At 53.5% G+C, this 25,089-nt stretch carries 27 protein-coding genes and 2 tRNA genes; 19 read left to right on the forward strand and 10 right to left on the reverse strand.

Translation table 11 applies throughout. From position 1 onward, the window contains the following. Positions 1 to 149 precede the first annotated feature (149 nt). Entirely contained in the window at positions 150 to 1,703 is a 1,554-nt protein-coding gene (locus ACNT1W_RS04095) for a methyl-accepting chemotaxis protein (RefSeq protein WP_012004924.1), read from the forward strand. Between the two features lie 37 nt (positions 1,704 to 1,740). Here ACNT1W_RS04095 and fbp read toward each other — a convergent pair whose 3' ends face one another. After that, positions 1,741 to 2,745 carry a class 1 fructose-bisphosphatase gene (gene fbp / locus ACNT1W_RS04100; protein ID WP_012004925.1) on the reverse strand — a complete coding sequence of 335 codons (1,005 nt, stop codon included), beginning with the start codon at positions 2,743 to 2,745 and terminating at the stop codon, positions 1,741 to 1,743. Between the two features lie 168 nt (positions 2,746 to 2,913). Between fbp and mpl the strand changes: the two genes are divergently transcribed. Then, complete coding sequence (gene mpl / locus ACNT1W_RS04105; protein ID WP_012004926.1) at positions 2,914 to 4,293, forward strand: UDP-N-acetylmuramate:L-alanyl-gamma-D-glutamyl-meso-diaminopimelate ligase; 1,380 nt, start codon at positions 2,914 to 2,916, stop codon at positions 4,291 to 4,293. 368 nt (positions 4,294 to 4,661) lie between these two features. Here mpl and yhcN (ACNT1W_RS04110) read toward each other — a convergent pair whose 3' ends face one another. The 3 genes from yhcN (ACNT1W_RS04110) to argR all read right to left on the reverse strand — a co-directional run bounded on the left by yhcN (ACNT1W_RS04110) (position 4,662) and on the right by argR (position 6,188). After that, a complete protein-coding gene (yhcN, locus tag ACNT1W_RS04110; protein WP_012004927.1) occupies positions 4,662 to 4,925 on the reverse strand; it encodes a peroxide/acid stress response protein YhcN in 264 nt (87 codons plus the stop codon). A 123-nt stretch (positions 4,926 to 5,048) separates the two neighbouring features. After that, a complete protein-coding gene (gene yhcN, locus ACNT1W_RS04115; protein ID WP_012004928.1) occupies positions 5,049 to 5,312 on the reverse strand; it encodes a peroxide/acid stress response protein YhcN in 264 nt (87 codons plus the stop codon). Positions 5,313 to 5,717: 405 nt separating this feature from the next. Beyond that, complete coding sequence (gene argR, locus ACNT1W_RS04120; RefSeq protein WP_004952803.1) at positions 5,718 to 6,188, reverse strand: transcriptional regulator ArgR; 471 nt, start codon at positions 6,186 to 6,188, stop codon at positions 5,718 to 5,720. Positions 6,189 to 6,277: 89 nt separating this feature from the next. Between argR and ACNT1W_RS04125 the strand changes: the two genes are divergently transcribed. Beyond that, on the forward strand, positions 6,278 to 6,403 hold the full coding sequence (locus ACNT1W_RS04125) for a hypothetical protein (RefSeq protein ID WP_259191791.1): 126 nt from the start codon (positions 6,278 to 6,280) through the stop codon (positions 6,401 to 6,403). Between the two features lie 251 nt (positions 6,404 to 6,654). Continuing rightward, positions 6,655 to 7,593: a malate dehydrogenase gene (mdh, locus tag ACNT1W_RS04130; RefSeq protein WP_012004929.1), complete on the forward strand. Its 939-nt coding sequence runs from the start codon at positions 6,655 to 6,657 to the stop codon at positions 7,591 to 7,593. A gap of 68 nt (positions 7,594 to 7,661) precedes the next feature. Here mdh and ACNT1W_RS04135 read toward each other — a convergent pair whose 3' ends face one another. Then, positions 7,662 to 7,922: a helix-turn-helix domain-containing protein gene (locus tag ACNT1W_RS04135; protein WP_012004930.1), complete on the reverse strand. Its 261-nt coding sequence runs from the start codon at positions 7,920 to 7,922 to the stop codon at positions 7,662 to 7,664. Positions 7,923 to 8,104: 182 nt separating this feature from the next. Here ACNT1W_RS04135 and ACNT1W_RS04140 point away from each other — a divergent pair, with 182 nt between their 5' ends. Next, positions 8,105 to 8,455 carry a DNA-binding protein gene (locus ACNT1W_RS04140; RefSeq protein WP_026142164.1) on the forward strand — a complete coding sequence of 117 codons (351 nt, stop codon included), beginning with the start codon at positions 8,105 to 8,107 and terminating at the stop codon, positions 8,453 to 8,455. 49 nt (positions 8,456 to 8,504) lie between these two features. Here ACNT1W_RS04140 and ispB read toward each other — a convergent pair whose 3' ends face one another. Beyond that, the gene (gene ispB, locus ACNT1W_RS04145) at positions 8,505 to 9,476 is read right to left on the reverse strand and encodes an octaprenyl diphosphate synthase (RefSeq protein ID WP_012004932.1); all 972 of its coding nucleotides are present in this window, start codon (positions 9,474 to 9,476) and stop codon (positions 8,505 to 8,507) included. Positions 9,477 to 9,745: 269 nt separating this feature from the next. Between ispB and rplU the strand changes: the two genes are divergently transcribed. From rplU to cgtA, 4 genes are all read left to right on the forward strand, one after another. Then, positions 9,746 to 10,057: a 50S ribosomal protein L21 gene (rplU, locus tag ACNT1W_RS04150; protein ID WP_012004933.1), complete on the forward strand. Its 312-nt coding sequence runs from the start codon at positions 9,746 to 9,748 to the stop codon at positions 10,055 to 10,057. A 17-nt stretch (positions 10,058 to 10,074) separates the two neighbouring features. After that, positions 10,075 to 10,332 carry a 50S ribosomal protein L27 gene (gene rpmA / locus ACNT1W_RS04155; protein ID WP_004933559.1) on the forward strand — a complete coding sequence of 86 codons (258 nt, stop codon included), beginning with the start codon at positions 10,075 to 10,077 and terminating at the stop codon, positions 10,330 to 10,332. A gap of 105 nt (positions 10,333 to 10,437) precedes the next feature. Continuing rightward, positions 10,438 to 11,409, forward strand: a complete 972-nt coding sequence (locus ACNT1W_RS04160; RefSeq protein WP_017891378.1) for a DMT family transporter — start codon at positions 10,438 to 10,440, stop codon at positions 11,407 to 11,409. A gap of 16 nt (positions 11,410 to 11,425) precedes the next feature. Further along, positions 11,426 to 12,598: an Obg family GTPase CgtA gene (gene cgtA / locus ACNT1W_RS04165; protein ID WP_012004935.1), complete on the forward strand. Its 1,173-nt coding sequence runs from the start codon at positions 11,426 to 11,428 to the stop codon at positions 12,596 to 12,598. Between the two features lie 41 nt (positions 12,599 to 12,639). Here the strand turns inward: cgtA and pmrB are convergent, their stop codons facing one another. Genes pmrB through dacB form a run of 3 tightly spaced genes read right to left on the reverse strand, consistent with a single transcriptional unit; the run spans position 12,640 to position 15,802 of the window. Next, the gene (gene pmrB, locus ACNT1W_RS04170; RefSeq protein ID WP_259191793.1) at positions 12,640 to 13,701 is read right to left on the reverse strand and encodes a two-component system sensor histidine kinase PmrB; all 1,062 of its coding nucleotides are present in this window, start codon (positions 13,699 to 13,701) and stop codon (positions 12,640 to 12,642) included. Next, positions 13,698 to 14,360: a two-component system response regulator PmrA gene (gene pmrA / locus ACNT1W_RS04175; RefSeq protein WP_012004937.1), complete on the reverse strand. Its 663-nt coding sequence runs from the start codon at positions 14,358 to 14,360 to the stop codon at positions 13,698 to 13,700. Before pmrA ends, pmrB begins: the two co-directional genes overlap by 4 nt. A gap of 8 nt (positions 14,361 to 14,368) precedes the next feature. Continuing rightward, positions 14,369 to 15,802, reverse strand: a complete 1,434-nt coding sequence (gene dacB / locus ACNT1W_RS04180; RefSeq protein WP_012004938.1) for a serine-type D-Ala-D-Ala carboxypeptidase — start codon at positions 15,800 to 15,802, stop codon at positions 14,369 to 14,371. Between the two features lie 256 nt (positions 15,803 to 16,058). Between dacB and greA the strand changes: the two genes are divergently transcribed. Further along, a complete protein-coding gene (gene greA / locus ACNT1W_RS04185; protein WP_012004939.1) occupies positions 16,059 to 16,535 on the forward strand; it encodes a transcription elongation factor GreA in 477 nt (158 codons plus the stop codon). A gap of 114 nt (positions 16,536 to 16,649) precedes the next feature. Here greA and yhbY read toward each other — a convergent pair whose 3' ends face one another. Then, positions 16,650 to 16,943 (reverse strand): ribosome assembly RNA-binding protein YhbY, encoded by a 294-nt coding sequence (gene yhbY, locus ACNT1W_RS04190; protein ID WP_004933536.1) that lies wholly within the window; start codon positions 16,941 to 16,943, stop codon positions 16,650 to 16,652. 144 nt (positions 16,944 to 17,087) lie between these two features. Between yhbY and rlmE the strand changes: the two genes are divergently transcribed. From rlmE to nusA, 9 genes are all read left to right on the forward strand, one after another. Further along, complete coding sequence (rlmE, locus tag ACNT1W_RS04195; protein WP_012004940.1) at positions 17,088 to 17,717, forward strand: 23S rRNA (uridine(2552)-2'-O)-methyltransferase RlmE; 630 nt, start codon at positions 17,088 to 17,090, stop codon at positions 17,715 to 17,717. 56 nt (positions 17,718 to 17,773) lie between these two features. After that, the gene (ftsH, locus tag ACNT1W_RS04200; RefSeq protein ID WP_012004941.1) at positions 17,774 to 19,705 is read left to right on the forward strand and encodes an ATP-dependent zinc metalloprotease FtsH; all 1,932 of its coding nucleotides are present in this window, start codon (positions 17,774 to 17,776) and stop codon (positions 19,703 to 19,705) included. Positions 19,706 to 19,797: 92 nt separating this feature from the next. After that, positions 19,798 to 20,631 (forward strand): dihydropteroate synthase, encoded by an 834-nt coding sequence (folP, locus tag ACNT1W_RS04205; RefSeq protein ID WP_261132279.1) that lies wholly within the window; start codon positions 19,798 to 19,800, stop codon positions 20,629 to 20,631. A gap of 7 nt (positions 20,632 to 20,638) precedes the next feature. Further along, positions 20,639 to 21,976, forward strand: coding sequence for a phosphoglucosamine mutase (gene glmM, locus ACNT1W_RS04210; protein ID WP_112364406.1), 1,338 nt, complete (start codon positions 20,639 to 20,641; stop codon positions 21,974 to 21,976). A 251-nt stretch (positions 21,977 to 22,227) separates the two neighbouring features. Continuing rightward, the gene (secG, locus tag ACNT1W_RS04215) at positions 22,228 to 22,563 is read left to right on the forward strand and encodes a preprotein translocase subunit SecG (protein WP_012004944.1); all 336 of its coding nucleotides are present in this window, start codon (positions 22,228 to 22,230) and stop codon (positions 22,561 to 22,563) included. A 78-nt stretch (positions 22,564 to 22,641) separates the two neighbouring features. After that, a tRNA-Leu gene (locus tag ACNT1W_RS04220) sits at positions 22,642 to 22,728 on the forward strand. A 60-nt stretch (positions 22,729 to 22,788) separates the two neighbouring features. Continuing rightward, positions 22,789 to 22,865: transfer RNA gene (locus tag ACNT1W_RS04225), tRNA-Met, on the forward strand. Between the two features lie 217 nt (positions 22,866 to 23,082). Continuing rightward, positions 23,083 to 23,535: a ribosome maturation factor RimP gene (rimP, locus tag ACNT1W_RS04230; RefSeq protein ID WP_012004945.1), complete on the forward strand. Its 453-nt coding sequence runs from the start codon at positions 23,083 to 23,085 to the stop codon at positions 23,533 to 23,535. Between the two features lie 21 nt (positions 23,536 to 23,556). Further along, the gene (gene nusA, locus ACNT1W_RS04235; protein WP_012004946.1) at positions 23,557 to 25,065 is read left to right on the forward strand and encodes a transcription termination factor NusA; all 1,509 of its coding nucleotides are present in this window, start codon (positions 23,557 to 23,559) and stop codon (positions 25,063 to 25,065) included. Positions 25,066 to 25,089: the final 24 nt, after the last annotated feature.

Consider the following 25,089-nt stretch of genomic DNA (forward strand, 5'->3'; position numbering starts at 1 on the left):
CTGAATTTCCAGATTAATCCTCCAGCGACGTTAAGTTTTCCCCGAGGTTGCCGATAACTTCATCAAATAATAATGAGTCGGCGAAGTCTGGCTCCGCGTTTTACCTCCTCTACGTTAGAACTCACTATTTCTGAAGCCGGGAAGAACTCATGCTAAAAAAGATTACGGTCAAGGCCGGGCTGATTGCCTTGCTGAGCCTGATGACGCTGCTGTTGATTATGGTCAGCACCATCGGCGTCAACGCCATTAACGAAGGGTCGCGATCGTTGCACACCCTCAACCAGATTTTAGGGGAAGAACTGGGGTCGCTGGCTAGTAGCTCCAACCTGACGCTACGCGCCAGAACGGCCGCCTCCTTGGCGGTGCGCCAGCGTGAAATCGGCCAGATCGAGGTATCCGACGCCACTGTGGGGCGCATCTATGATTACCTTGCACAGTCGAAACAGGAAATGGCGCGCTTTGTCAGCGTCGGCACCGTCACCGAACGTGGGCGTGAACTGTCCAGTCGCTTGCAAAACAGTTACCGCGCCTATCTGGAACAGGGCGTCAGACCGATGGCCGACGCCATCAAGGCCGGCAAGGTTGATGACTATTACGACATCCAGGAAACCAAAATCTCTGCCCTGAGCATCGCTTTCGAAAAGGACCTCAGCGACTTCCGCAGCTTTGCCATGAAGATCGGCCAGCAGCGGGTGAATGAAGCGGAAAGCAATGCCAGCACCAAGATTACCCTGATCCTGATCGCCGGCCTGCTCAGCGTGTTGCTGGCGGTATTGGCCTGGTTCGCGCTGCGGGTGATCATTCTGCGTCCACTCGATGAGTCCATCGCCCAGTTGGAACATATCGCCGGCGGCGACCTGACGCACGACATCACCGGCGAAGGGGAAACCGAAATGGGTCGTCTGATCCGTGCGATGCAGCGGATGCAGCAGGCACTGGTCAGTTCGGTCAGCAAGGTTCGTGATGCCAGCAGCCAAATTGACACCGGCTCACGCGAGCTGGCCGCCGGCAACCTGCATCTGGCGCAGCGCACCGAAGAGTCGGCCGCTTCGCTGGAGGAAACCGCTGCCAGTATGGAGCAACTGACCTCGACGGTGAAAATGAACGCCGAGAATTGCGAGCAGGCCAATCAGCTGGCGCTCAGCGTCTCTGATATTGCCAATCAGGGCAGTGAGGTCGTCAGCCAGGTGATGGACAAGATGCAGGCCATTACCGATAGCTCGCGGCGTATCGCCGATATTATCAGCGTGATGGACGGTATTTCCTTCCAGACCAATATTCTGGCGCTGAATGCGGCGGTAGAAGCGGCACGCGCGGGTGAGCAAGGGCGCGGCTTTGCCGTGGTGGCGGGTGAAGTACGCAGCCTGGCTCAGCGCAGCGCACAATCGGCCAAGGAGATCAAAGGGTTGATCGAAGCTTCGCAAAATCGGGTACAGGAAGGCGAGCAGATGGCCGAGTCTGCGGCGAAAACCATGAATGGTATAACCGGTGAGGTAGGGCGTGTGACGGCGTTGATGCGGGAAATTTCTGCGGCAACGCGTGAGCAAAGCAGCGGTATTGAACAGGTCAATCTGGCGGTGGCGCAGATGGATCAGGTGGCGCAGCAAAATGCGGCATTGGTCGAGGAGTCGGCGGCAGCAACGCGCTCGCTGGAGGATCAGGCCCAGTTGTTGGCCCAGAGTATGGCGGCGTTCAAACTATAATGCAGGGGGGCGACAGGCGCCCCCCACATAGAACCAGTTATTCGTCCGGGTTCTCGGCGATAAAGCGCTCGGCGTCTTCCACCATGGATTTGGTGCCGACGAAGAACGGTGCACGCTGGTGCAGTTTCACCGGGGTAATGTCCAGAATACGGTTTTTACCGTCGCTGGCTTTACCGCCGGCCTGTTCCGCCAGGAACGCCATCGGGTTGCATTCATACAGCAGGCGCAGCTTGCCTTGCGGGTGGCTGGCGGTGCTTGGATAAATATAGATGCCGCCTTTAAGCAGGTTGCGGTGGAAGTCGGCAACCAGCGAACCGATGTAGCGTGAGGTATAAGGGCGCTGAGTGGCTTCATCCTGTTCCTGACAATATTTGATGTATTTCTTCACACCGCGCGGGAACTTGATGTAGTTACCTTCGTTGATGGAATACATATTGCCGGTAGCCGGGAAGCGAACTTTCTCATGGGAGAGGCAGAACACGCCCAGAGAAGGATCGTAGGTAAAGGCATGCACGCCATAACCGGTGGTGTACACCAGCATGGTGGATGAACCATAAACCACATAGCCGGCGGCGACCTGAGCGCTGCCAGGCTGCAGGAAGTCTTCTTCGGTCACGGGAATGCCGACCGGGGTAATGCGACGATAGATAGAGAAAATCGTACCGACCGAGACGTTGACATCGATGTTGGACGAACCGTCCAACGGATCCATCAGCACCACGTACTTGGCATTTTCAGCCCGCTCGCCGTCGAATATCACGATTTCATCTTCTTCTTCAGAAGCGATACCCGCAACTTCACCGCGCGCTTTCAATGCTGCTTTCAGCTTTTCGTTAGCGTACAGGTCCAGTTTCATCTGAACTTCACCCTGTACATTGGAAACGCCGCTGGTGCCGAGAATATCAACCAGACCCGCTTTGTTGATATCGCGGTGGATGATTTTGGCGCCCAGTTTAATTGCAGAAAGTAACGCTGTCAGCTCGCCGGTGGCGTGAGAGAAGTCGTGCTGTTTCTCGACGATAAATTCGCCTAACGTTTTCATGACACAATCCCTGAATCTACGGATGGGTAGCGGTTTGTTAACAAACCGCCAACGTATTCGCGAGCAGTGTAGCCCAAAGATGAACGCTATTCATAGGCAAATCCATTTCTTCTGGACGATTCTGAGCGTTAGAATGTGCCAACATTCGACGTACTCTATGAGAAAACTATGCGCATTCACATTCTTGGGATCTGTGGCACCTTTATGGGCGGGCTGGCGGTGCTGGCTCGTTCGCTAGGGCATGAGGTGACCGGCTCTGACGCTAATGTCTATCCGCCGATGAGCACGCTGTTGGAGAAAGAAGGGATCGCACTGATCCAGGGCTACGATCCGGCTCAGTTGGATCCTGCACCGGATCTGGTGATCATCGGTAACGCCATGACGCGCGGTAATCCGTGTGTTGAAGCAGTACTGGAGCAGGGCATCCCTTACGTTTCCGGCCCGCAGTGGCTGCATGATTATGTGCTGCGCGATCGCTGGGTACTGGCCGTTGCCGGGACACACGGCAAGACCACCACCGCCGGCATGGCAACCTGGATCCTGGAAGCCTGCGGCTACCAGCCGGGCTTTGTTATCGGTGGCGTGCCGGGCAACTTTGACGTTTCTGCTCGCCTGGGGGGCAGCCCGTTCTTTGTCATCGAAGCCGATGAATATGACTGCGCGTTCTTCGACAAGCGTTCCAAGTTTGTGCATTACAGCCCGCGTACGCTGATCCTGAACAATCTGGAGTTTGATCACGCCGATATCTTCGACGATCTGAAAGCGATCCAGAAACAGTTCCACCATCTGGTGCGTTTGGTGCCAGGCAAGGGCAAAATTATTTTGCCTGATAACGACAGCCACCTGAAACAGGTGATGGCGATGGGCTGCTGGAGCGAGCAGGAGCTGGTTGGGGAAGAAGGCGCATGGCGTGCACAGAAACTGACGCCGGACGCCAGCCATTATGCGGTTTTCCTTAATGGTGAGCAGGTGGGCGAAGTTAAGTGGTCGCTGGTCGGTGAACACAACATGCATAACGGTTTGATGGCCATTGCCGCCACGCGCCATGTGGGTGTGTTGCCTGAAGATGCCTGCCGCGCGCTCGGCGATTTTATCAATGCCCGCCGTCGTCTGGAGCTGCGTGGTGAAGCCAATGGCGTCACGGTATATGACGACTTTGCCCATCATCCAACGGCAATTCTGGCGACCCTGGCTGCGTTGCGTAGCAAGGTGGGTGGCACTGCCCGCATTCTGGCGGTGCTTGAGCCGCGCTCCAACACCATGAAAATGGGCATCAGCAAGAACGATCTGGCCCCGTCGCTGGGTCGTGCCGATGAAGTCTTCCTGTTCCAGCCGCACCATATCCCCTGGCAGGTGGCGGAAGTGGCGGAAGCCTGCGTACAGCCGGCCCACTGGAGCGCCGATCTGGATACGCTGGTGGATATGATCGTGAAAACGGCTCAGCCGGGCGACCATATTCTGGTGATGAGTAACGGCGGCTTTGGGGGTATTCACGATCGGCTGCTGGAGGCTTTGGCCAACAAACCCGATCCGAAAGCCACCTATTGATTTTGATGACAAAGTTGTCTTTGAACCCGAGATACTCGGGCCTAGCGCACCGAGGGGCCATTATGGGACACATCCATGTGTCCCACCCTGCGGGCCGACTGGAAGTCGTTCCAATTTGCTCCCGGAAAATTGGTCGGCGGACAAGCCGCTACGACCCCATCGGCACGCTCTCCCTAATAACGGGCTTTGCCAGCGTCTAAGGGCCGATAACGGCCCTTTTTTACGCCCATAAAAAAGCCCTCGCGAGCGAGGGCAACGGGGTTCGTCGGATAGGACGACGAATTTCTTCAGAGAATCAAAGCTTACGACAGAACTCGGCAGTGGCAGTGACGAGGGTAATCAGTTCGGTAAGCCTGTCCTCTGAATTGTTATTTATAGATTTCGGCGGTCGCGTGCCAGTTGCCGTTTTCGTAGGCTTCGATCACGCGGTAGGCTTTAGCACCTTGTTTGTCGGCCTTGTCAGACAGCGCCTGACGAATATCGGAAGGTGCGCCGGTAATGCCGCTGGCGGTAATGGTACCGACAGACTGAAGATTGGTTGCCTGGTCATTTGTGATTAACGTAGCGGCAGAAGCCCCGAAGGAAACAACTGACAGCAGGCTAAGTGCGACGAGGGTAGTTTTCATGCTCATGATATTAAGTCCTGTTGTGATAACCGCCTGGAAGGGCTTTTTCAGCGTTTTTATACTTGAAGGCCGTTATCGGGGTACTGGGTTCCAGAGTTTTATTGCCCGTTGCCGGGTAACGCCTTGTACTTATTTGTAAATTTCTGCGGTCGCGTGGAAGTTGCCTTCGTTGCGCGCTTCGATCACACGGTAAGCGGTTGCCCCTTTGGCATCGGCTTTTTCAGACAGTGCCTGACGGATGTCTGAAGGTGCACCGGCAACACCGCTGACGGTGATAGTGCCTGCAGACTGCATATTTGCAGCCTGATTTGCATCAACAGATTGTGCTGCAAATGCGCCGAAAGAAAGCATGGATAGAACGCTCATGGTTGCGATGGTAGCTTTAATTTTCATTTTCTCACCTTATCGTATTCTTTTATCAGTTCCTGTGAACTGTGATTTACGTCACGGAAATGAGTATACATCTAGTAACGCGAAAAATTAATAGTTAGCTAACAGTTTCTTGTGAAACTTTATTATGGTGTTGCTTATTTTTAATAACCATATGGAATAAAAAACGCTTATAAAACGATCTTTCAATGTTAAATTTATGTAATTTCAATAAGGTAAGTGCTTTTGACCAAAAGTGCGGAAGATCACAGCAGCTATCACTAGTTACGTACCAATGTCATTGAAATGTGCTGCAGCGCGACAGGAATCTGGTTTTAAACGTGGCAAGGAATGAGGGAAAGGTAAGGATAGGGTTAAAGAAGCGCTAACAAAACGCGACGGTTAGCCGCATTTTGTTAGCGCACTACATCATAACTCTTGTTCGAACAGCGACAGGATGGCTTCGTATAACTGACGAGCGGTAAAGCTGCTGGCCGGGGTTACGAAAATAGTGTCGTCACCGGCGATGGTGCCGAGAATACCCTCTGATTTACCCAGCGAGTCCAGCAGGCGGGCAATTAACTGCGCGGCGCCGGGGCTGGTGTGGATCACCACTACGGCGTCGTTATGATCGACGTCCAGCACCAGGTTCTTCAGCGGGCTGGTAGTGGTAGGCACGCCGAGTTCGGCTGGAAGGCAATACACCATTTCCATTTTGGCATTACGCGTACGCACCGCGCCGAACTTGGTCAGCATGCGCGATACTTTGGATTGGTTGATGTTTTCGAAGCCTTCTTCTTGCAGCGCCAAAACGATCTCGCCTTGAGAACTGAATTTTTCTTCTTTCAATAACGCTTTAAACGCTTTGATCAGATCTTCCTGCTTTGCGGGATTACGCATTTTGCACCGTGGAATGTTGACAGTAGAAGTGATTATTATGCATATAAATGAATTTTTATGCAATAAAATGGCGTCCGGAAAAAATAATAATGGCCGGACAATGGGGAAAGGGCGGCATTTTAACAAAATCCGTATCCCATGAATATGCCCTTTCCATGACCGAAGGATCCGTCCGTGGTGGTAAAGAAAATGTTATTAAAATGATGTTGTTCTGATGTTATGTAAGGGTGTAATGTAACCGCCGGTTAACTTGCTCGTGAATAACCTCGCAGTATTTTTGATTAGTGTGCGCTATGCCCTTAATGCATAAGCGATTTAATCTAAGATAAGCGCGACATCGGTCGATTTATTGCGCCAGTTCTCAAACAGACTGTTAAGAGATTGTTTTTAAAGGTGTAATAATTTAAGGTCCGTACCCAACATATTCACGGCGCTTTATATATTTAAGATAATAAAGGAGTATAGGATGAAAGTTGCAGTTCTCGGTGCTGCTGGCGGTATCGGCCAGGCCCTCGCCCTTCTACTCAAAACCCAGCTTCCTTCAGGTTCTGAACTCTCTCTCTACGACATTGCCCCCGTTACCCCAGGCGTTGCCGTCGACTTAAGCCACATCCCAACCGCAGTTAAAATCAAAGGCTTCAGTGGCGAAGACGCTACTCCAGCTCTGCACGGTGCAGACGTGGTACTGATCTCTGCCGGCGTTGCACGTAAACCAGGCATGGATCGTTCAGATCTGTTTAACGTGAACGCGGGCATTGTGCGTAATCTGATCCAGCAAGTGGCAACAACCTGCCCGAAAGCCTGCATCGGCATTATTACCAACCCGGTTAACACCACCGTGGCTATCGCAGCAGAAGTGCTGAAGAAAGCCGGCGTGTATGACAAAAACAAACTGTTTGGCGTGACCTCGCTGGACATTATCCGTTCCAACACCTTCGTGGCAGAGCTGAAAGGCAAGCAGCCGGAAGAGTTGAACGTACCGGTTATCGGTGGGCACTCTGGCGTGACTATCTTGCCGTTGTTGTCACAGATCCCGGGCGTAAGCTTCACTGACCAGGAAGTTGCCGATCTGACCAAGCGTATCCAGAATGCGGGTACTGAAGTGGTTGAAGCTAAAGCCGGCGGCGGGTCTGCAACTCTGTCAATGGGCCAGGCGGCGGCGCGTTTCGGCTTGTCTCTGGTTCGTGCGCTGCAGGGCGAAAAAGGCGTGGTGGAGTGTGCTTACGTGGAAGGCGATGGCAAATATGCCCGCTTCTTCGCACAGCCTCTGGTGCTGGGTAAGAACGGCGTTGAAGAACGCAAGGATATCGGTACTCTGAGCGCATTCGAGCAGAAAGCGCTGGACGATATGCTGGATGTTCTGCACAAAGATATCGAACTGGGCGAAAAGTTTATCAATAACTGATCATTCAGTGGTGCATGAGTATGCATAGGCCGCCGGACAGCGTACCGGCGGTTTTTTTATGCCTGTAGCTATGTGCGGATGCGGGCTTTTCGATCCAGCAGGTGATGGGTATGTGGGTCGAAATAGCGGCTTGGCCAAATCTCTGCAGGATGGATGTTAAGGGCTTCAGCAATTAACCATTCCCCTTTTGGCCAGGGGCGCGACAGCGCGTTTGCCAGTGTTGATGAGCTAAGCCCCGCCTTGCGCGAAACCGCCGCCAGTGTTGTCCCCTTCTTACGTAGAGCCGCAATGATATCCGCCGGATGCCAGTCCTTGTTCCTTGAGTTCATGTTTGCATTCCTTTTTTGATTAGCGAAAGTTCTGTTAGTGGTATAACTAACAGGTCAAGATTAATCGTTTGAACAACATGAAGCGCTTATACGGAAACTAGGATACCACTAAATTTCTTAAAAAATATCCCATAAATTTCCCAAAAAAAGATATTTGCCGACTTTGCCCAGAGAACATGGCTATGAAAAAAGAGTGGTTTGCCGCCAAGGAACTGACAGGCGTGGCAGGATTACCTTCCTCACCACAGGGAATAAATTTGATGGCACGTCGGGAAGGCTGGAACAGCCGTCGGCGCAAGGGCGTGCAGGGGAAAGCGCTGGAATACCATATTGACAGCCTGCCTGCGGGAACGCGCAATTTGCTGGTTTTGAAAGAAGAGCCTGCCAGCTATCAGGTTGAACGCAAAGATCCGCTAGTCGTGTGGATTGAGTACTACTATCACCTGACAGAGTGCGAACGTGAGAAGGTATTGGCGTTCTTGGTACGAGAAGGGATCGGTAGCTTGCTGGCACGTATTTCAGCAGATAAATGATCAGACCCGCAGTGCGGGTCTGTGGAAACAATAATATTCTTATAGTTTCTTAAAAATCGCGTTGGACCGCAAGATGCGCTAATCCTTCCAGCGCGGAGCGATGTGGCGATTCGGGTAGAACCTGCAAGGCGGCAATGGCCTTGTCAGCCTCTTCCTCAGCCCGTTGGCGGGTATACTCCAGTGAGCCGCATTGCTGCATGGCTTGCAACACCGGTTCCAGCAAATGACGGCCGTTACCCTGTTCAATCGCCCCGCGGATCATGGCTTTCTGCTCGCCTTCGCTGTTATGCATGGCGTGCAGTAGCGGCAATGTCGGCTTCCCTTCATTGAGATCGTCACCGGTATTTTTGCCCAGTGTACTGCCGTCGGCACTGTAATCGAGCAGATCGTCGATCAACTGGAAAGCGGTGCCGAGATAGCGACCGTAATCCTGCAGCGCTTTTTCTTCAGCAACGCTTGCGTCTGACAGGATCGCCGAAGATTGCGCCGCCGCTTCAAACAGACGTGCGGTTTTGCTGTAGATCACCCGCATGTAGCTTTCTTCGGTAATGTCAGGATCGTTGACGTTCATTAACTGCAGAACTTCACCTTCGGCAATCACGTTGACCGCCTCAGACATCAGTGCCAATACGCGCAGCGATTCCAGACTGGTCATCATCTGGAAAGCACGCGTATAGATGAAGTCGCCGACCAGGACGCTGGCGGCATTGCCGAAGGCGGCATTGGCGGTGGCCTTGCCGCGGCGCATATCTGATTCATCCACCACGTCATCATGCAGTAGAGTTGCGGTGTGAATGAATTCGATCAGCGCGGCAACGGTAATGTGTTTATCACCCTGATAATGCAAAGCCCGCGCCGCCAGAACGGCGATCATCGGGCGGATGCGTTTACCGCCACCACTGATAATGTAATAGCCAAGCTGATTGATGAGCGTGACATCGGAATTCAGCTGTTCGAGAATTGTTGCGTTCACGGCCGCCATATCTTGCGCGGTTAACTCGGTAATTTGCTCTAGGTTCATTGTATTTTTTTCAGCTGTGTTTCTCTTCACCGCGTTGAGATCGCTGCTCACATCGGTACATGGCGGTAACTGTCCCTCTGATTGTACTTGAAAAACGGCCCAGATAAACGCCATGAAAGAAACTGTGCTTTTTTTCTTCTTTTTTCTGCTTCTGGTCTTATTCTGCTCTTGTCATACGCTGGATTATTGCGTAGAATTCGCGCCCTATTGTGAATATTTATAGCGCGCTCTGTACTGAACAGTTGGGCACGCGGAAAGCGGAGTTTTATATGTACGCGGTTTTCCAAAGTGGTGGTAAACAACACCGAGTAAGCGAAGGTCAAACCATTCGCTTGGAAAAGCTGGACATCGCAACTGGTGAAGCAGTTGAGTTTGACCAGATTCTGATGATCGCTAATGGCGAAGATATCAAAATCGGCGTTCCTTACGTCGATGGCGGTAAGATCAAAGCTGAAGTCGTTGCTCACGGTCGTGGCGAGAAAATTAAGATCGTTAAGTTTCGTCGTCGTAAGCACCATCGTAAGCAGCAGGGCCACCGTCAGTGGTTCACTGACGTTAAAATCACCGGCATCAGCGCTTAAGTTAGGGGAGCAGATTAATGGCACACAAAAAGGCTGGCGGCTCGACTCGTAACGGTCGCGATTCAGAAGCTAAACGTCTGGGCGTAAAACGCTTTGGCGGCGAAGCAGTACTGGCAGGCAGCATCATCGTTCGTCAGCGCGGCACTAAATTCCACGCTGGTACCAACGTGGGTTGCGGCAAAGACCACACTCTGTTTGCTTTGAAAGACGGTAAAGTCAAATTCGAAGTTAAAGGCCCGAGCAATCGTAAATTTATCAGCATCGAAGCTGAATAATTTTTCGAGCCTTACTAAATAGATGTAAGCCCCGCAATTCGTTGCGGGGCTTTTTACATTTATGGGCTGCTTATGCATCGGCCCGTCAGCGCTGGCAAAGGTAAGATGGAAACAAAACAGCAGGTCGGAATTGGCATTTCTCTGGCGGTGACTACGGCAGTTTGCTGGGGTGCATTGCCGATTGCGATGAAAGAAGTGCTGGTAGTGATGGATCCGTTTACCATCGTTTGGTATCGATTTACCATGGCTGCACTTGGGTTGGGGCTTATTTTGGCCGTGCGCGGCAAGTTGCCGCCGGTGACCCTGTTCCGTCAACCGCGCTGGTTGTTGATTCTGGCCATCGCCACCGCAGGCCTGCTGGGGAATTTTATTTTCTTCAGCTCTTCGCTGCAGTATCTCAGCCCGACAGCATCACAGGTGATCGGCCAGTTATCGCCGGTCGGCATGATGTTTGCCAGCGTGCTGATTTTAAAAGAGCGGATGCGCATCACTCAGGTGATTGGCGCGCTGATGCTGATCTGCGGGTTGCTGTTGTTTTTCAACGTCAGCCTGATTGAGATTTTCACCCGCCTGACAGATTACACCCTTGGGGTGCTGCTGGGTGTGTGTGCGGCAATGGTCTGGGTCACTTATGGCGTTGCGCAGAAAGTGTTGCTGCGTCGATTAGCCTCGCCGCAAATTCTGGTAATGTTGTACACTTTATGTGCAGTGGCGTTATTTCCTCTGGCCAGGCCGGAGGGGATTTTCCAGCTCAGCGGCTGGCAATTAGCCTGTTTGCTGTTCTGTGGTGCCAACACGTTGATTGGTTATGGTGCGCTGGCTGAAGCAATGGCGCGCTGGCAGGCGGCACAGGTGAGTGCGTTAGTTACGCTGACACCGCTGTTTACCCTGCTTTTTTCAGATTTATTGGCGCTGGCCTGGCCACACGTATTCGCCGCCCCGACCTTAAATGTCGTCGGCTATGTCGGTGCTTTCGTAGTGGTAGCGGGCGCCATGTTTTCCGCAATTGGTCACCGTTGGTGGCCGCGACGGGCAGAACCCCGCCTGGTTGCTCCTTTGAAGCAGCCCGGTGAATGATTTACGGAGACGGTAAATGAAGTTTGTAGATGAAGCAGCGATCTTGGTCGTTGCAGGTGACGGTGGTAATGGTTGCGTCAGCTTCCGTCGCGAAAAATATATCCCGAACGGCGGGCCTGATGGTGGTGACGGCGGCGATGGCGGCGACGTCTATCTGTTGGCGGACGAAAACCTCAACACGCTGATCGACTACCGCTTTGAGAAATCTTTCCGCGCCGAACGTGGCCAGAATGGTCAGAGCCGTGACTGTACCGGTAAGCGTGGCAAAGATATTACCATCAAGGTTCCGGTCGGTACTCGCGTGCAGGATCAGGGCACCGGCGAAATCCTCGGCGACATGACCCGTCACGAGCAGCGTCTGATGGTGGCGAAGGGCGGTTGGCACGGTTTGGGCAACACCCGTTTTAAATCATCCGTTAACCGTGCTCCGCGCCAGAAAACGCTGGGCACAGCCGGTGAAGCTCGTGACATCCTGCTGGAGCTTTTGCTGCTGGCGGATGTGGGTATGCTGGGCCTGCCGAACGCCGGCAAGTCGACCTTTATCCGTGCAGTCTCTGCCGCAAAGCCAAAAGTTGCCGACTATCCGTTTACCACTCTGGTGCCAAGCCTGGGTGTGGTACGTATGGATCACGAGCAAAGCTTCGTGGTTGCCGATATTCCGGGGTTGATCGAAGGTGCTTCCGACGGCGCTGGCCTGGGTATTCGCTTCCTGAAGCATCTGGAGCGCTGCCGCGTGCTGTTGCACCTGGTGGATATCGCCCCGATCGATGAATCTGATCCGGTAGAAAACGCCAAAGTCATCATCAACGAGTTGAATCAGTACAGCGAGAATCTGTCGCAGAAGCCACGCTGGCTGGTTTTCAACAAGATTGATGTGATTGGTGAAGAAGAAGCTGCCGAACGTGCCAAGGCGATTGCAGAGGGCATGGGCTGGGAAGGTAAGTACTACATGATCTCCGCCGTCAATCGTGAAGGCGTCAATGCGCTGTGCTGGGATGTGATGAAGTTTATCAATACCCAACCGAAAGCCATGGCCATCGAAGAAAGCGCGCCGGAGAAAGTCGAGTTCATGTGGGATGATTATCACCGTGAACAGATCGCTGAAGTGGAAGCTGAAGCGGATGACGACTGGGATGACGACTGGGATGAAGAGGACGACGAAGGCGTCGAAATCATTTACCAGAAGTAATCTTGTGAAGAGAGGGGCTCAGTTAACACTGGGCCCTTTTTTTATTTCAGGACGTTTTCCGGGAGCCAGCATCGTGCATCGAGCCCGCTGGTATCCTGACGGTTTTGCAACGTTAAACGCCCCTGATGCAGCTGCACAATACGAGTTACGATATTCAATCCCAACCCACTGCCGCCATAGCGTTGATCCATGCGGCGGAAGGCCTGCGTGAGTTCACCCGCTATTTTCTCTTTGACGCCCGGACCTTCATCGATCACCTGTAGCCGGTAACCGCGTTCCTGCGCAGAAAGTTGTACCTGGATCCTGCTACCCTCAGGGCTATAACGATGGGCATTCTCCACCAGGTTACGCAGCAGCAGACGTAACAGTACCGGGTCACCATGTACCGGGGCGGTGGTCGGAAGCTGCCATTGCAAACTTTGCCCGCGTTGTGTGGCCAACTCCTCGAGTTCTTCCCGCAGCGGTTGGATCACATCGCTCACCCAATCGAAGCGTTGATAATGGCCACTGGCAAAATCTTGCCCGGCGCGTGCAAGCATCAGCAATTGTTCGACGGTGTGCATCAGTTGGTCAATGCGCTTAATCAGTGGCCCACTTTGCGGGACTCCCTGTTTTTCCATTAACTCCAGATGCAGGCGGATGCCCGCCAGAGGCGTGCGTAGCTCATGGGCGGCGTCGGCAGTAAACAGCCGTTCCTGCTGGATGGTGTTATCCAGCCGCGAGAACAATTGGTTGAGCGTAGTGGTGACCGACATTATTTCGAGGCTGTCGCTGTTGAGCGGCAGCGGCGTCAGGTTATCGGCAGAACGCTTTTCCAGCCGTTGTTGCAACTGATTGAGCGGGCGGATAATCCAGCTGATAGCCCAAAATGAGGCGAGCAAAGTCACGACCATCATGATCAGTGAAGGGGCGAGCAGTGAGGCTATTGCTTCGGCGATTTCCGTATCGACACGCTCGGTGCGAACCTTGGCCGACAGGGTTTCATCCACCAGGAAGCTGATTTGCTCCTGGCTTTCATGCCACAACCAAAAGGCACTGATAAGCTGGGTGACCAAAAGGATCAGCGCCAGCATCAACAACAGACGACGGCGCATGCTGATCATGATGAGGATTCCAGACGATAGCCGATACCGCGAACGGTGCGGATGCGATCTTTACCCAATTTGCGGCGCAGATTATGGATATGTACTTCCAGCGTGTTGGAGCCCAAATCGTCCTGCCAGGTATAGAGATCCTGCTGCAGCAGTTCACGATTGACCGTTTGCCCGGCGCGCATCATCAGACGTGACAGGATGGCGAACTCTTTCGGGGTGACTTCCACCGGCTGTTGCTGAACATAAACCTGCTGACTGGAGAGATTGAGTTGGAGGTCATCGAGCTGCATGAGGTTGTCACTGTGACCCTGATAGCGACGGATCAGCGCCCGCACGCGCGCCTGCAGTTCAACCAACGCGAAGGGTTTCACCAGATAATCGTCGGCGCCGGCGTCCAGCCCATCAACACGGTCTTCAAGCGCATCGCGAGCGGTCAGGATCAGCACCGGCAGCTCGACTTGCTGGCGGCGCCACTGCCGAAGCAGGCTGGCACCGTCCATGTCAGGCAGGCCCAGATCGAGGATAATCATGCTGTACTGACTGGTGAGGAGCAGCGCGTTGGCCTCCGCCGCCGTAGCCGCGCAGTCGCAGGCATAGCCCTCGCCAGCTAATGCCAGGGCCAGGCCTTGCTGCAGCAGCTCATCGTCCTCAACAATCAGCAGTTTCATCGTAACCCTCAGTTATTCTGATAAATATCCCGGTACAGACGGCTTTCGAAACGCACCAGTGGAGCACGGCGCTGTTTTTGATCTTCCGGCGGCACGGCATAGCCCGACAGATACTGTACGAATGCAAAACGCTGGCCGCTGGCGGTGGTGATAAACCCGGCCAGGTTGTACACGCCTTGCAATGCCCCGGTTTTAGCGGAAACCTTCCCGTCGACACCGGCTTCATGCAGGCCGCCACGGTAACGTAAGGTGCCGTCATAGCCAGACAGCGGCAGCATTGAAATAAAGTTCAGCTCACTGTCATGCTGCGCGATGTACTGCAACGCCTGCATCATGGTTGCCGGGGCCAGCAGGTTATGGCGTGACAGGCCTGAGCCGTCCACCACGATGCTGTTGCCCAAATCGACACCGGCTTTCTGACGAAGTACCTGACGCACGGCATCGGCACCGGCACGCCAGGTGCCCGGCACGCCAAAACGTTCATGGCCGATAGTGCGGAATACGGTATCGGCAATCATGTTGTCCGATTTCTTCAGCATGATCTTCAGCAACTCGTGCAGAGGTGCCGATTGAGCCTGTGCGATCACCGTTCCCTTCAGGCCAGGTTGGGTTTGACGCTTCAGGTGGCCGTCGATCTGAATGCCGGCCTGCGTCAGCTCATCTTTCAAAATAGCCCCGGCATAGCTGGCACCATCCTGAATGGCGAAGGCCAGCGGCAGCGGATCGCTGCGTTGGGTCAGACAGCCGGTCAGGGTAAAGCGATTCAACTCGCCCGGCACCACGTCCAGCTCACAATATTGGGCATCTGCGGAGCCTTTCGCCAGCGTACGTACCTGGCTGAACATATTGACCGGGTAATACGAGGCCACGCGAATAAAGGCCATATCGCCCGGATTCGGCGCGCTGTACAACGACACAGAGAAACAGTTGCGATCGACTATCGCCGCTGCCGGCGGTGCGCTGAAGCACTGGGTCAGGTCGTTCCACGGCCAGCCGGGGGCTTTGTCATGGCTGGCGAATACCGAAGTATCGACCAGCACATCGCCGGTGATCTGGCGGACACCCTGCTTTTTCAGGATCGCCACCATGTTACGCAGGCTTTGGCGCTTAAAGGTCGGATCGCCGCTGAAGCGGGCAATCAGGTTGCCGCGCAGCACGCCATCACTGATATCACCCTGGCTTTCCAGCGTGGTGGTGAAGCGATAGTCGGGGCCGAGCTGCAATAATGCAGCCAGCGCGGTCAGCACTTTCTGGGTACTGGCCGGCAACGCCATTTGCTGAGAGTGATAATCGATGGTCGGTGCGTCTGCGCCGATCTTCTGAACTACCAGGGCAAGGTTGGCCCCATCAGGCAAATATTGTGTGTAATCTTCAACCGGGGCTGCATTCGCATTTAGAACAAATGCGCAAGCCAATGCACTGACAATTCGTGAAAAACGCATAATCTCGGGATAACAGCTGGATAACGTGCCGTCATACTACGGTGCATTCAGGGAAAAAGTAAACGATGACCCTCAAGGAACTCTAAGCTAAAATGCGTATCAAAATGCAAAATCGATCCTGACTTGGGCAACTGTTCCGAGTCAGGCTTCTTTTGTTTGTCGCCTGGAGGCGGGGGGCATGTAGCCACCGTTTTTTCATTCGAACACGTCAGGATGACGGTTATTTGAACAGGAAGGATTTAGAGGTATTTAGCTTATGAAACAGATTCCGATGACCTTGTTTGGCGCTGAAAAACTGCGCGAAGAACTCGAATATTTAAAAGGCGTGCGCCGTCCGAAAATCATTGCGGATATCGCTGACGCCCGTGAACACGGCGATTTGAAAGAAAACGCAGAGTACCACGCCGCTCGTGAGCAGCAGGGTTTCTGCGAAGGGCGTATCCAGGAAATTGAAGCCAAGTTGTCCAACGCGCAGGTGATCGATATCACCAAGATGCCCAACAATGGCCGCGTGATTTTTGGCTCCACCGTATCGGTGATGAACCTCGATAGCGAAGAAGAAGTGACCTACCGCATCGTTGGCGACGATGAGGCCGATTTCAAGAAAAATCTGATTTCGGTCAATTCACCGATGGCGCGTGGTTTGATCGGTAAAGAAGTGGATGACGTGGTAGTGATAAAAACCCCGGGTGGCGATGTCGATTATGAGATCTTGAAGGTTGATTATCTCTGATCGCTCTGCATTCGTTCAGAAAATCGCCAGGGTTTTGTAAAGAAAGGAAAAAGGCCGCACGCGGCCTTTTATCTGAATCAGGTGCATGGCACCTTTTCGTTAACCCAATGCTTATTAACGCGGTAGACTGATCTTGCGCTCTTTAGAAGGGCGGTAAAGAATAAGCGTACTGCCGATGACTTGCACGTTGCAGGCACCCGTTTCACGCACGATAGCGTCGGCGATCAGGGTTTTGGTTTCGCGATCTTCAGCAGCGATTTTTACCTTGATCAGCTCATGATGCTCCAGAGCCTGTTCAATTTCAGCCAGCACCCCTTCGGTGAGACCGTTATTACCCAGCATGACAACCGGTTTTAACGGATGCGCCAGGCCTTTCAGGTGCTGTTTTTGTTTATTATTCAGATTCATTGTCTTTTTTGCTTAAGTTGGGATTGAAAACGGTACATTCTACCGCCATCTCATGTATATCACCAAATCGGTCTTCACCGGTGTGAGTCTACGTGAGCTGCGAACCTGACATTAAGACTCTTTTTATGATAGTTGGAAAACGAGATGGCTAATAAAAAGCGTTCTGCTAGCTCCAGTCGCTGGTTACAAGAACACTTTAGCGATAAATATGTTCAACAGGCGCAGAAAAAAGGGCTGCGTTCGCGCGCCTGGTTTAAACTTGATGAAATACAGCAGAGTGACAAACTGTTTAAACCCGGCATGACCGTAGTGGACTTAGGTGCGGCACCGGGTGGTTGGTCGCAATATGTCGTGACCCAGATCGGCGGTTCCGGCCGCATCATCGCCTGTGATATTTTGCCAATGGATCCAATCGTTGGCGTCGATTTCCTTCAGGGCGATTTTCGTGATGAACTGGTGCTCAAGGCTCTGTTGGAACGTGTAGGTGAAAGCAAGGTTCAGGTGGTTATGTCTGACATGGCCCCGAATATGAGTGGCACTCCGGCCGTCGATATTCCAAGATCGATGTACCTGGTGGAATTAGCACTGGGAATGTGTCGTGATGTCCTCGCACCAGGCGGAAGTTTCCTGGTGAAGGTGTTCCAGGGAGATGGTTTTGACGAGTACCTACGGGAAATTCGCTCCCTGTTTACGAAGGTTAAGATTCGTAAGCCAGACGCTTCCCGCGCACGTTCGCGCGAAGTGTACATTGTAGCGACAGGGCGCAAGCTGTAGTACCCTAACGCTGTTTGTTAACACAGTTGTAATATGAGGTTAATCCCTTGAGTGACATGGCGAAAAACCTAATTCTCTGGTTAGTCATCGCGGTAGTGTTGATGTCTGTATTCCAGAGCTTTGGGCCCAGCGAGTCGAATGGCCGTAGGGTGGATTACTCTACCTTCATGTCCGAGCTGACCCAGGACCAGGTTCGCGAAGCGCGAATCAACGGACGTGAAATTAACGTTACCAAGAAAGACAGTAACAAATACACGACCTACATCCCTGTCAACGATCCGAAATTGCTGGATACGTTGTTAACCAAGAATGTGAAAGTTGTTGGTGAGCCACCTGAAGAGCCGAGTTTGCTGGCTTCTATCTTTATTTCGTGGTTCCCAATGCTGTTGCTGATCGGGGTTTGGATCTTCTTCATGCGGCAGATGCAGGGCGGCGGCGGCAAGGGCGCGATGTCCTTCGGCAAGAGCAAGGCCCGCATGTTGACGGAAGACCAGATCAAAACCACTTTTGCCGACGTTGCTGGTTGCGACGAAGCAAAAGAAGAAGTGAGCGAACTGGTGGAATACCTGCGTGAGCCGAGCCGTTTCCAGAAGTTGGGCGGTAAGATCCCTAAAGGCGTGCTGATGGTTGGCCCTCCAGGGACCGGTAAAACGCTGTTGGCGAAAGCTATCGCCGGCGAGGCAAAAGTGCCGTTCTTCACCATTTCCGGTTCCGACTTCGTGGAAATGTTCGTGGGTGTTGGTGCATCTCGTGTGCGTGACATGTTCGAACAGGCCAAGAAAGCGGCACCGTGCATCATCTTTATCGATGAAATCGACGCCGTCGGTCGCCAGCGTGGCGCCGGTCTGGGTGGCGGTCACGATGAACGTGAGCAAACGCTGAACCAGATGCTGGTTGAAATGGACGGCTTTGAAGGCAACGAAGGCATTATCGTCATCGCTGCGACCAACCGTCCTGACGTACTTGACCCGGCATTGCTGCGTCCAGGCCGTTTCGACCGTCAGGTTGTTGTTGGTCTGCCAGACGTACGTGGTCGTGAGCAGATCCTGAAAGTGCACTCCCGTCGGGTGCCTTTGGCGCCGGATGTTGATGCTTCAGTACTGGCACGTGGTACACCGGGCTTCTCCGGGGCTGACTTGGCTAACCTGGTCAACGAAGCGGCACTGTTTGCTGCCCGTGGCAACAAACGCGTTGTGTCGATGGTTGAGTTCGAAAAAGCCAAAGACAAGATCATGATGGGTGCGGAACGTCGCTCCATGGTGATGACCGAAGCGCAGAAAGAGTCGACCGCGTATCACGAAGCAGGCCACGCCATTATCGGCCGTCTGGTTCCTGAGCACGATCCGGTACACAAGGTAACCATTATTCCTCGTGGCCGCGCGTTGGGGGTTACCTTCTTCCTGCCGGAAGGCGATGCTATCAGCGCCAGCCGTCAGAAACTGGAGAGTCAAATCTCTACTCTGTACGGTGGTCGTCTGGCTGAAGAGATCATCTACGGGCCAGAGAAAGTCTCTACCGGTGCGTCGAACGACATTAAAGTGGCGACCTCGATTGCCCGCAACATGGTGACCCAATGGGGCTTCTCCGAGAAGCTGGGGCCATTGCTGTATGCGGAAGAAGAGGGCGAAGTGTTCCTGGGCCGTTCCGTGGCCAAGGCGAAACACATGTCGGACGAAACCGCGCGCATCATCGACCAGGAAGTTAAATCCCTGATCGAACGCAACTACATCCGTGCGCGTGCGTTGTTGATGGAAAACATGGACATCCTGCATTCAATGAAGGATGCACTGATGAAGTATGAAACCATCGATGCGCCTCAGATCGACGATCTGATGAACCGCAAAGACGTGCGTCCGCCAGCGGGTTGGGACGATGCGAGCAAAGGCAGCAACTCCGACAATGGCGGCACACCAAAAGCCCCAACGCCGGTAGATGAGCCACGCACGCCAAACCCAGGCAATACCATGTCTGAACAGCTAGACAAGTAACTTTGGCTGTGTAATAACATCGAACCCCGGCATGCCGGGGTTTTTTATTGTCCGGCGGGCAGTGAACCAGGCAACAGTAAGGTGGATTAGTAATGCAGTTAACCGTGCGAGACACGACTTTCGATCTTTCCCATCCGCGGGTGATGGGGATCCTCAACGTAACCCCGGATTCTTTTTCTGACGGCGGCCAACACAACCAGCTAAATCAGGCGTTGTTGCATGCTCATGCACTGATTTCGGCCGGTGCGACCATGATTGATGTGGGGGGCGAGTCGACCAGACCGGGAGCGGCAGAGGTTAGTGAAGACGAAGAGATCGCACGCGTAGTGCCCGTGGTGGAAGCCATTGCCCGGCGTTTTGAAGTCTTTATCTCGGTGGATACCTCGAAAGCCGGGGTGATCCGCGAGTCGGCTCAGGCGGGGGCGCATCTGATCAACGACGTTCGCTCGCTACAGGAGCCGGGCGCGCTGGCTGCCGCCGCGGAAAGCGGGCTACCGGTGTGTCTGATGCATATGCAGGGTGAACCGCGCACCATGCAGCAGGCGCCGCACTATGATGACCTTATTGGTGATGTTAACGCCTTTTTCCAGCGACATATTGAACGCTGTAATGCCGCCGGGATTACAAATCAGAAATTGCTGCTCGACCCAGGATTCGGTTTCGGTAAGAATTTAGCGCACAATTATCAGCTTCTGGCCAGATTGTCAGAGTTTCATCACTTCGGCCTGCCGTTGTTGGTGGGGATGTCGCGTAAGTCGATGATTGGACAACTGCTGAACGTGCCCCCCGATCAGCGGGTCATCGGCAGCGTGGCCTGTGCGGTGATCGCCGCCATGCAGGGCGCACAAATTGTCAGAGTGCATGACGTTAAAGAAACCGTCGAGGCGATGCGTGTCGTCGAGGCAACACTTTCAGCTAAGGGATGATAGAGACATGAGTGAGCGTAAATATTTTGGTACCGACGGCATTCGTGGCAAGGTCGGCGATACTCCTATTACCCCGGAATTCGTTCTGAAGCTGGGCTGGGCGGCGGGTAAGGTACTGGCACGTCACGGATCTCGCAAAATTATTATCGGCAAAGATACCCGCATCTCCGGCTATATGCTGGAGTCGGCGTTGGAAGCCGGGCTTGCCGCTGCGGGGCTGTCAGCCTCGTTTACCGGCCCAATGCCGACGCCAGCGGTGGCGTATTTAACGCGTACCTTCCGTGCTGAAGCCGGTATTGTTATTTCGGCATCACATAACCCGTTTTACGACAACGGCATCAAGTTTTTCTCGATTGATGGGGCCAAGCTGCCGGACGATGTTGAAGAAGCCATTGAAGCCGAAATGGAAAAACCGCTGACCTGCGTGGAATCCTCCGAATTGGGCAAGGCCAGCCGGATCATCGACGCGGCCGGCCGCTATATCGAATTCTGCAAAGGCACCTTCCCGAGCGAATTGAGCCTGAAGGGCCTGAAAATCGTGGTGGACTGCGCCAACGGTGCGACCTATCACATTGCGCCAAGCGTACTGCGTGAGCTGGGCGCCACGGTGATTGCCATCGGCGTTGAGCCGGACGGCATGAATATCAATGAAAAGTGCGGCGCGACTGATGTTCGCCAACTTCAGGAACGTGTACTGAAGGAAAAAGCCCATGTCGGCCTGGCATTTGACGGTGACGGCGACCGTGTGATGATGGTTGATCACCTTGGCAACAAGGTCGATGGCGACCAAATCCTGTATATCATCGCTCGTGAAGGGCTGCGTCAGGGCCAGTTGCGCGGTGGCGCGGTCGGCACGCTGATGAGCAACATGGGTCTGGAATTGGCGCTCAAGCAGTTGGGCATCCCATTTGCACGTGCGAAAGTCGGCGACCGCTACGTGCTGGAGAAGCTGCAGGAGCTGGGATGGCGTATCGGTGCGGAAAACTCCGGCCACGTGATCCTGTTGGACAAGACCACCACGGGTGACGGCATCGTTGCCGGTCTGCAGGTGCTGACTGCGATTGTTCGTAACAGTATGAGTCTGCACGACCTGTGCAGCGGCATGAAATTGTTGCCGCAAATTCTGGTCAACGTGCGCTTTGCCGGCGAGCATAACCCGCTGGAATCCGAAGAGGTGCGTAAAATCACCGAGCAGGTTGAAGTGGAATTGGCCGGTCGCGGCCGCGTTCTGCTGCGCAAGTCCGGTACCGAACCGCTGATCCGTGTGATGGTGGAAGGTGAGGATGAGCAGCAGGTGACTGCGCTGGCACATCGCATCGCCGATGCGGTGAAGTCTGCTGGTTAATGGGCCGTTGATGAGTTCGGGGGCGGCAGTTGCCCCCTAAAATCACAGCCTGCGAATTTTATTGGTGTTTTTTTCCGCAAACGCGCCGGTGGCTGCAAATTGCCCTTGCGTGGTTTGGCACCTTTGGTTAGTATTCACACCCGCTTCAGTGGGCAGTTTGATATAACGCCTGCGACTTCTTGTTAGAAAAGAAGCCTATGGGGTGTGAAGCATTTGGCACGCGGTGAAGCCGCAAGGATACGGGTACAACTATGTACGAAGCTCTTCTGGTAATTTTCCTGCTGATCTCAATCGGGCTGGTAGCTCTGATTATGCTGCAGCAAGGTAAAGGCGCTGATATGGGAGCCTCATTCGGAGCAGGTGCATCTGGCACATTGTTCGGTTCGAGTGGTTCCGGCAACTTCATGACCCGCATGACGGCTGTGCTGGCGACGTTGTTCTTCGTCATCAGTCTGATCCTTGGCAATCTGAGCACCAACCAGACCAAGAAGGGCAGCGAGTGGGAAAATTTGGGTCAGCCAGTGAAATCTGAGCAGACTACCGCGCCGGCAGCACCAACCAAGCCGAGCAGCGATATCCCGCAGTAAGCGCCAAGCAGTAACAGAGTTTGAAAACGGTTGTTGTTACCTCGATATAAATAACAGCCGTTAGCAGTAAGAATCAGTACCGAGGTGGTGGAATTGGTAGACACGCTACCTTGAGGTGGTAGTGCCCTAACGGGCTTGTGGGTTCGAGTCCCATCCTCGGTACCAAATCCCAGAGATAACTTGCTATTTTGCGATTATCGGCGTAATATTTGCCACGTTTTCGGACGCGGGGTGGAGCAGCCTGGTAGCTCGTCGGGCTCATAACCCGAAGGTCGTCGGTTCAAATCCGGCCCCCGCAACCACTTTCCTTTAAGTGTTTATTTTCAAATACACTTTTCGATTGAATTCCGCTTTTCTCGATCAACATTTGAAAATGACACTTGCTAGAAAGTTGCACCGAAGCCGCTTAGCGGCAAACAGGGTCCAGTTGCATAAAGCCCCGAATTTTCGGGGTTTTTTGTTATTTGGCAACAGAATCACTGGGCTATTAGGCCCTTTTTTTATGTCTTGGGGGTGGGCTTGTCCACATTAGAGCAAAAATTAACAGAGATGCTTTCGGCACCGGTAGAAGCGTTGGGCTTTGAACTTGTAGGCATCGAATTTATTCGTGCGCGCCAATCGACGCTCCGTATCTATATTGATAGTGAAAACGGCATCAATGTTGACGATTGTGCTGATGTCAGCCACCAGGTCAGCGCTGTATTGGACGTTGAAGAGCCAATCACAGTCGCTTACAACTTGGAAGTCTCCTCTCCTGGCCTTGATCGCCCGATGTTCACCGCCGAGCACTATACTCGTTTCCTCGGTGACGAAGTCAGCCTGGTCTTGCGCATGGCCGTACAGAACCGTCGCAAATGGCAGGGCATTATCAAGTCTGTCGATGGCGAGATGATCACGGTTGCTGTGGAAGGGAAAGATGAAGTGTTCGCGCTGAGCAATATCCAGAAAGCGAACCTGGTACCCCACTTTTAAAGTTTGGATGAGGCAACTAGGATGAATAAAGAGATTCTGGCTGTTGTTGAAGCTGTTTCCAATGAAAAATCCCTTCCGCGTGAGAAGATTTTCGAAGCGCTGGAAACCGCATTAGCCACCGCCACCAAGAAAAAATACGAGCAGGAAATCGAAGTTCGCGTCAGCATTGACCGCAAAACTGGCGATTTCGACACCTTCCGCCGTTGGGTCGCTGTAGATGAAGTGACTCAGCCAACGCGTGAAATCACGCTGGAAGCTGCACAGTATGAAGAGCCAGGCATCGAGCTGGGCGGTTACATCGAAGATCAGATTGAATCTGTGACCTTCGACCGTATCACCACTCAAACCGCGAAACAGGTTATCGTACAGAAAGTACGTGAAGCCGAGCGCGCGATGGTGGTTGACGCCTTCCGCCAGCACGAAGGTGAAATCGTCACCGGCGTGGTGAAGAAAGTTAACCGTGACAGCATTGCGCTGGATCTGGGTAGCAACGCTGAAGCGGTCATTGGCCGTGAAGACATGCTGCCACGCGAAAACTTCCGTCCGGGTGACCGTATCCGCGGTATCCTGTACGCCGTTCGTCCAGAAGCCCGTGGCGCGCAGCTGTTTGTCAGCCGCTCCAGCGCCGAGATGCTGAAAGAACTGTTCCGCATCGAAGTACCGGAAATCGGCGAAGAAGTGATCGAAATTAAAGCGGCAGCCCGCGATCCTGGCTCCCGTGCAAAAATTGCAGTGAAAACCAACGACAAACGCATCGACCCGGTCGGCGCTTGCGTAGGTATGCGCGGTGCGCGCGTTCAGGCCGTTTCGAGCGAGCTCGGCGGTGAACGTATCGACATCATCCTGTGGGATGATAACCCTGCGCAGTTCGTCATCAACGCCATGGCGCCGGCAGACGTTGCCTCAATCGTGGTTGATGAAGATAATTGCACTATGGATATCGCCGTTGAAGCCAGCAATCTGGCACAGGCGATCGGCCGTAATGGCCAAAACGTGCGTTTGGCATCCCAGTTGTTAAAACAGCATCGTGACGATGACCGTTGGGAACTGAACGTGATGACGGCGGACGATCTGCAGGCCAAGCACCAGGCCGAAGCTCATGCCGCCATTGATACCTTCACCAAACATCTTGATATTGACGAAGATTTCGCCACCGTACTGGTTGAAGAAGGCTTCTCTACTCTGGAAGAGTTGGCTTACGTGCCAATCAAAGAGCTGCTGGAAATCGACGGTCTGGATGAAGATATGGTTGAAGCGTTGCGCGATCGCGCCAAAGCTGCATTGACCACGCTGGCCCTGGCACAAGAAGAAAGCCTGGGCGACCAAAAACCTGCTGACGATTTGCTCAACCTGCCGGGTCTTGAGCGCAGCATGGCCTTTAAACTGGCCGCGCGTGGGGTTTGTACGCTGGAAGATCTTGCCGAGCAGGGTGTTGACGATCTGGCTGATATTGAAGGGCTTAGCGATGAGCAAGCCGGCGAGCTGATTATGGCCGCACGTAATATCTGTTGGTTTGGCGACAACGCGTAATAAACTGTAGCAGGAAGGAACAGC

It is taken from the genome of Serratia sp. NFX21 (genome assembly GCF_048517035.1).
Taxonomy (GTDB): domain Bacteria; phylum Pseudomonadota; class Gammaproteobacteria; order Enterobacterales; family Enterobacteriaceae; genus Serratia; species Serratia quinivorans.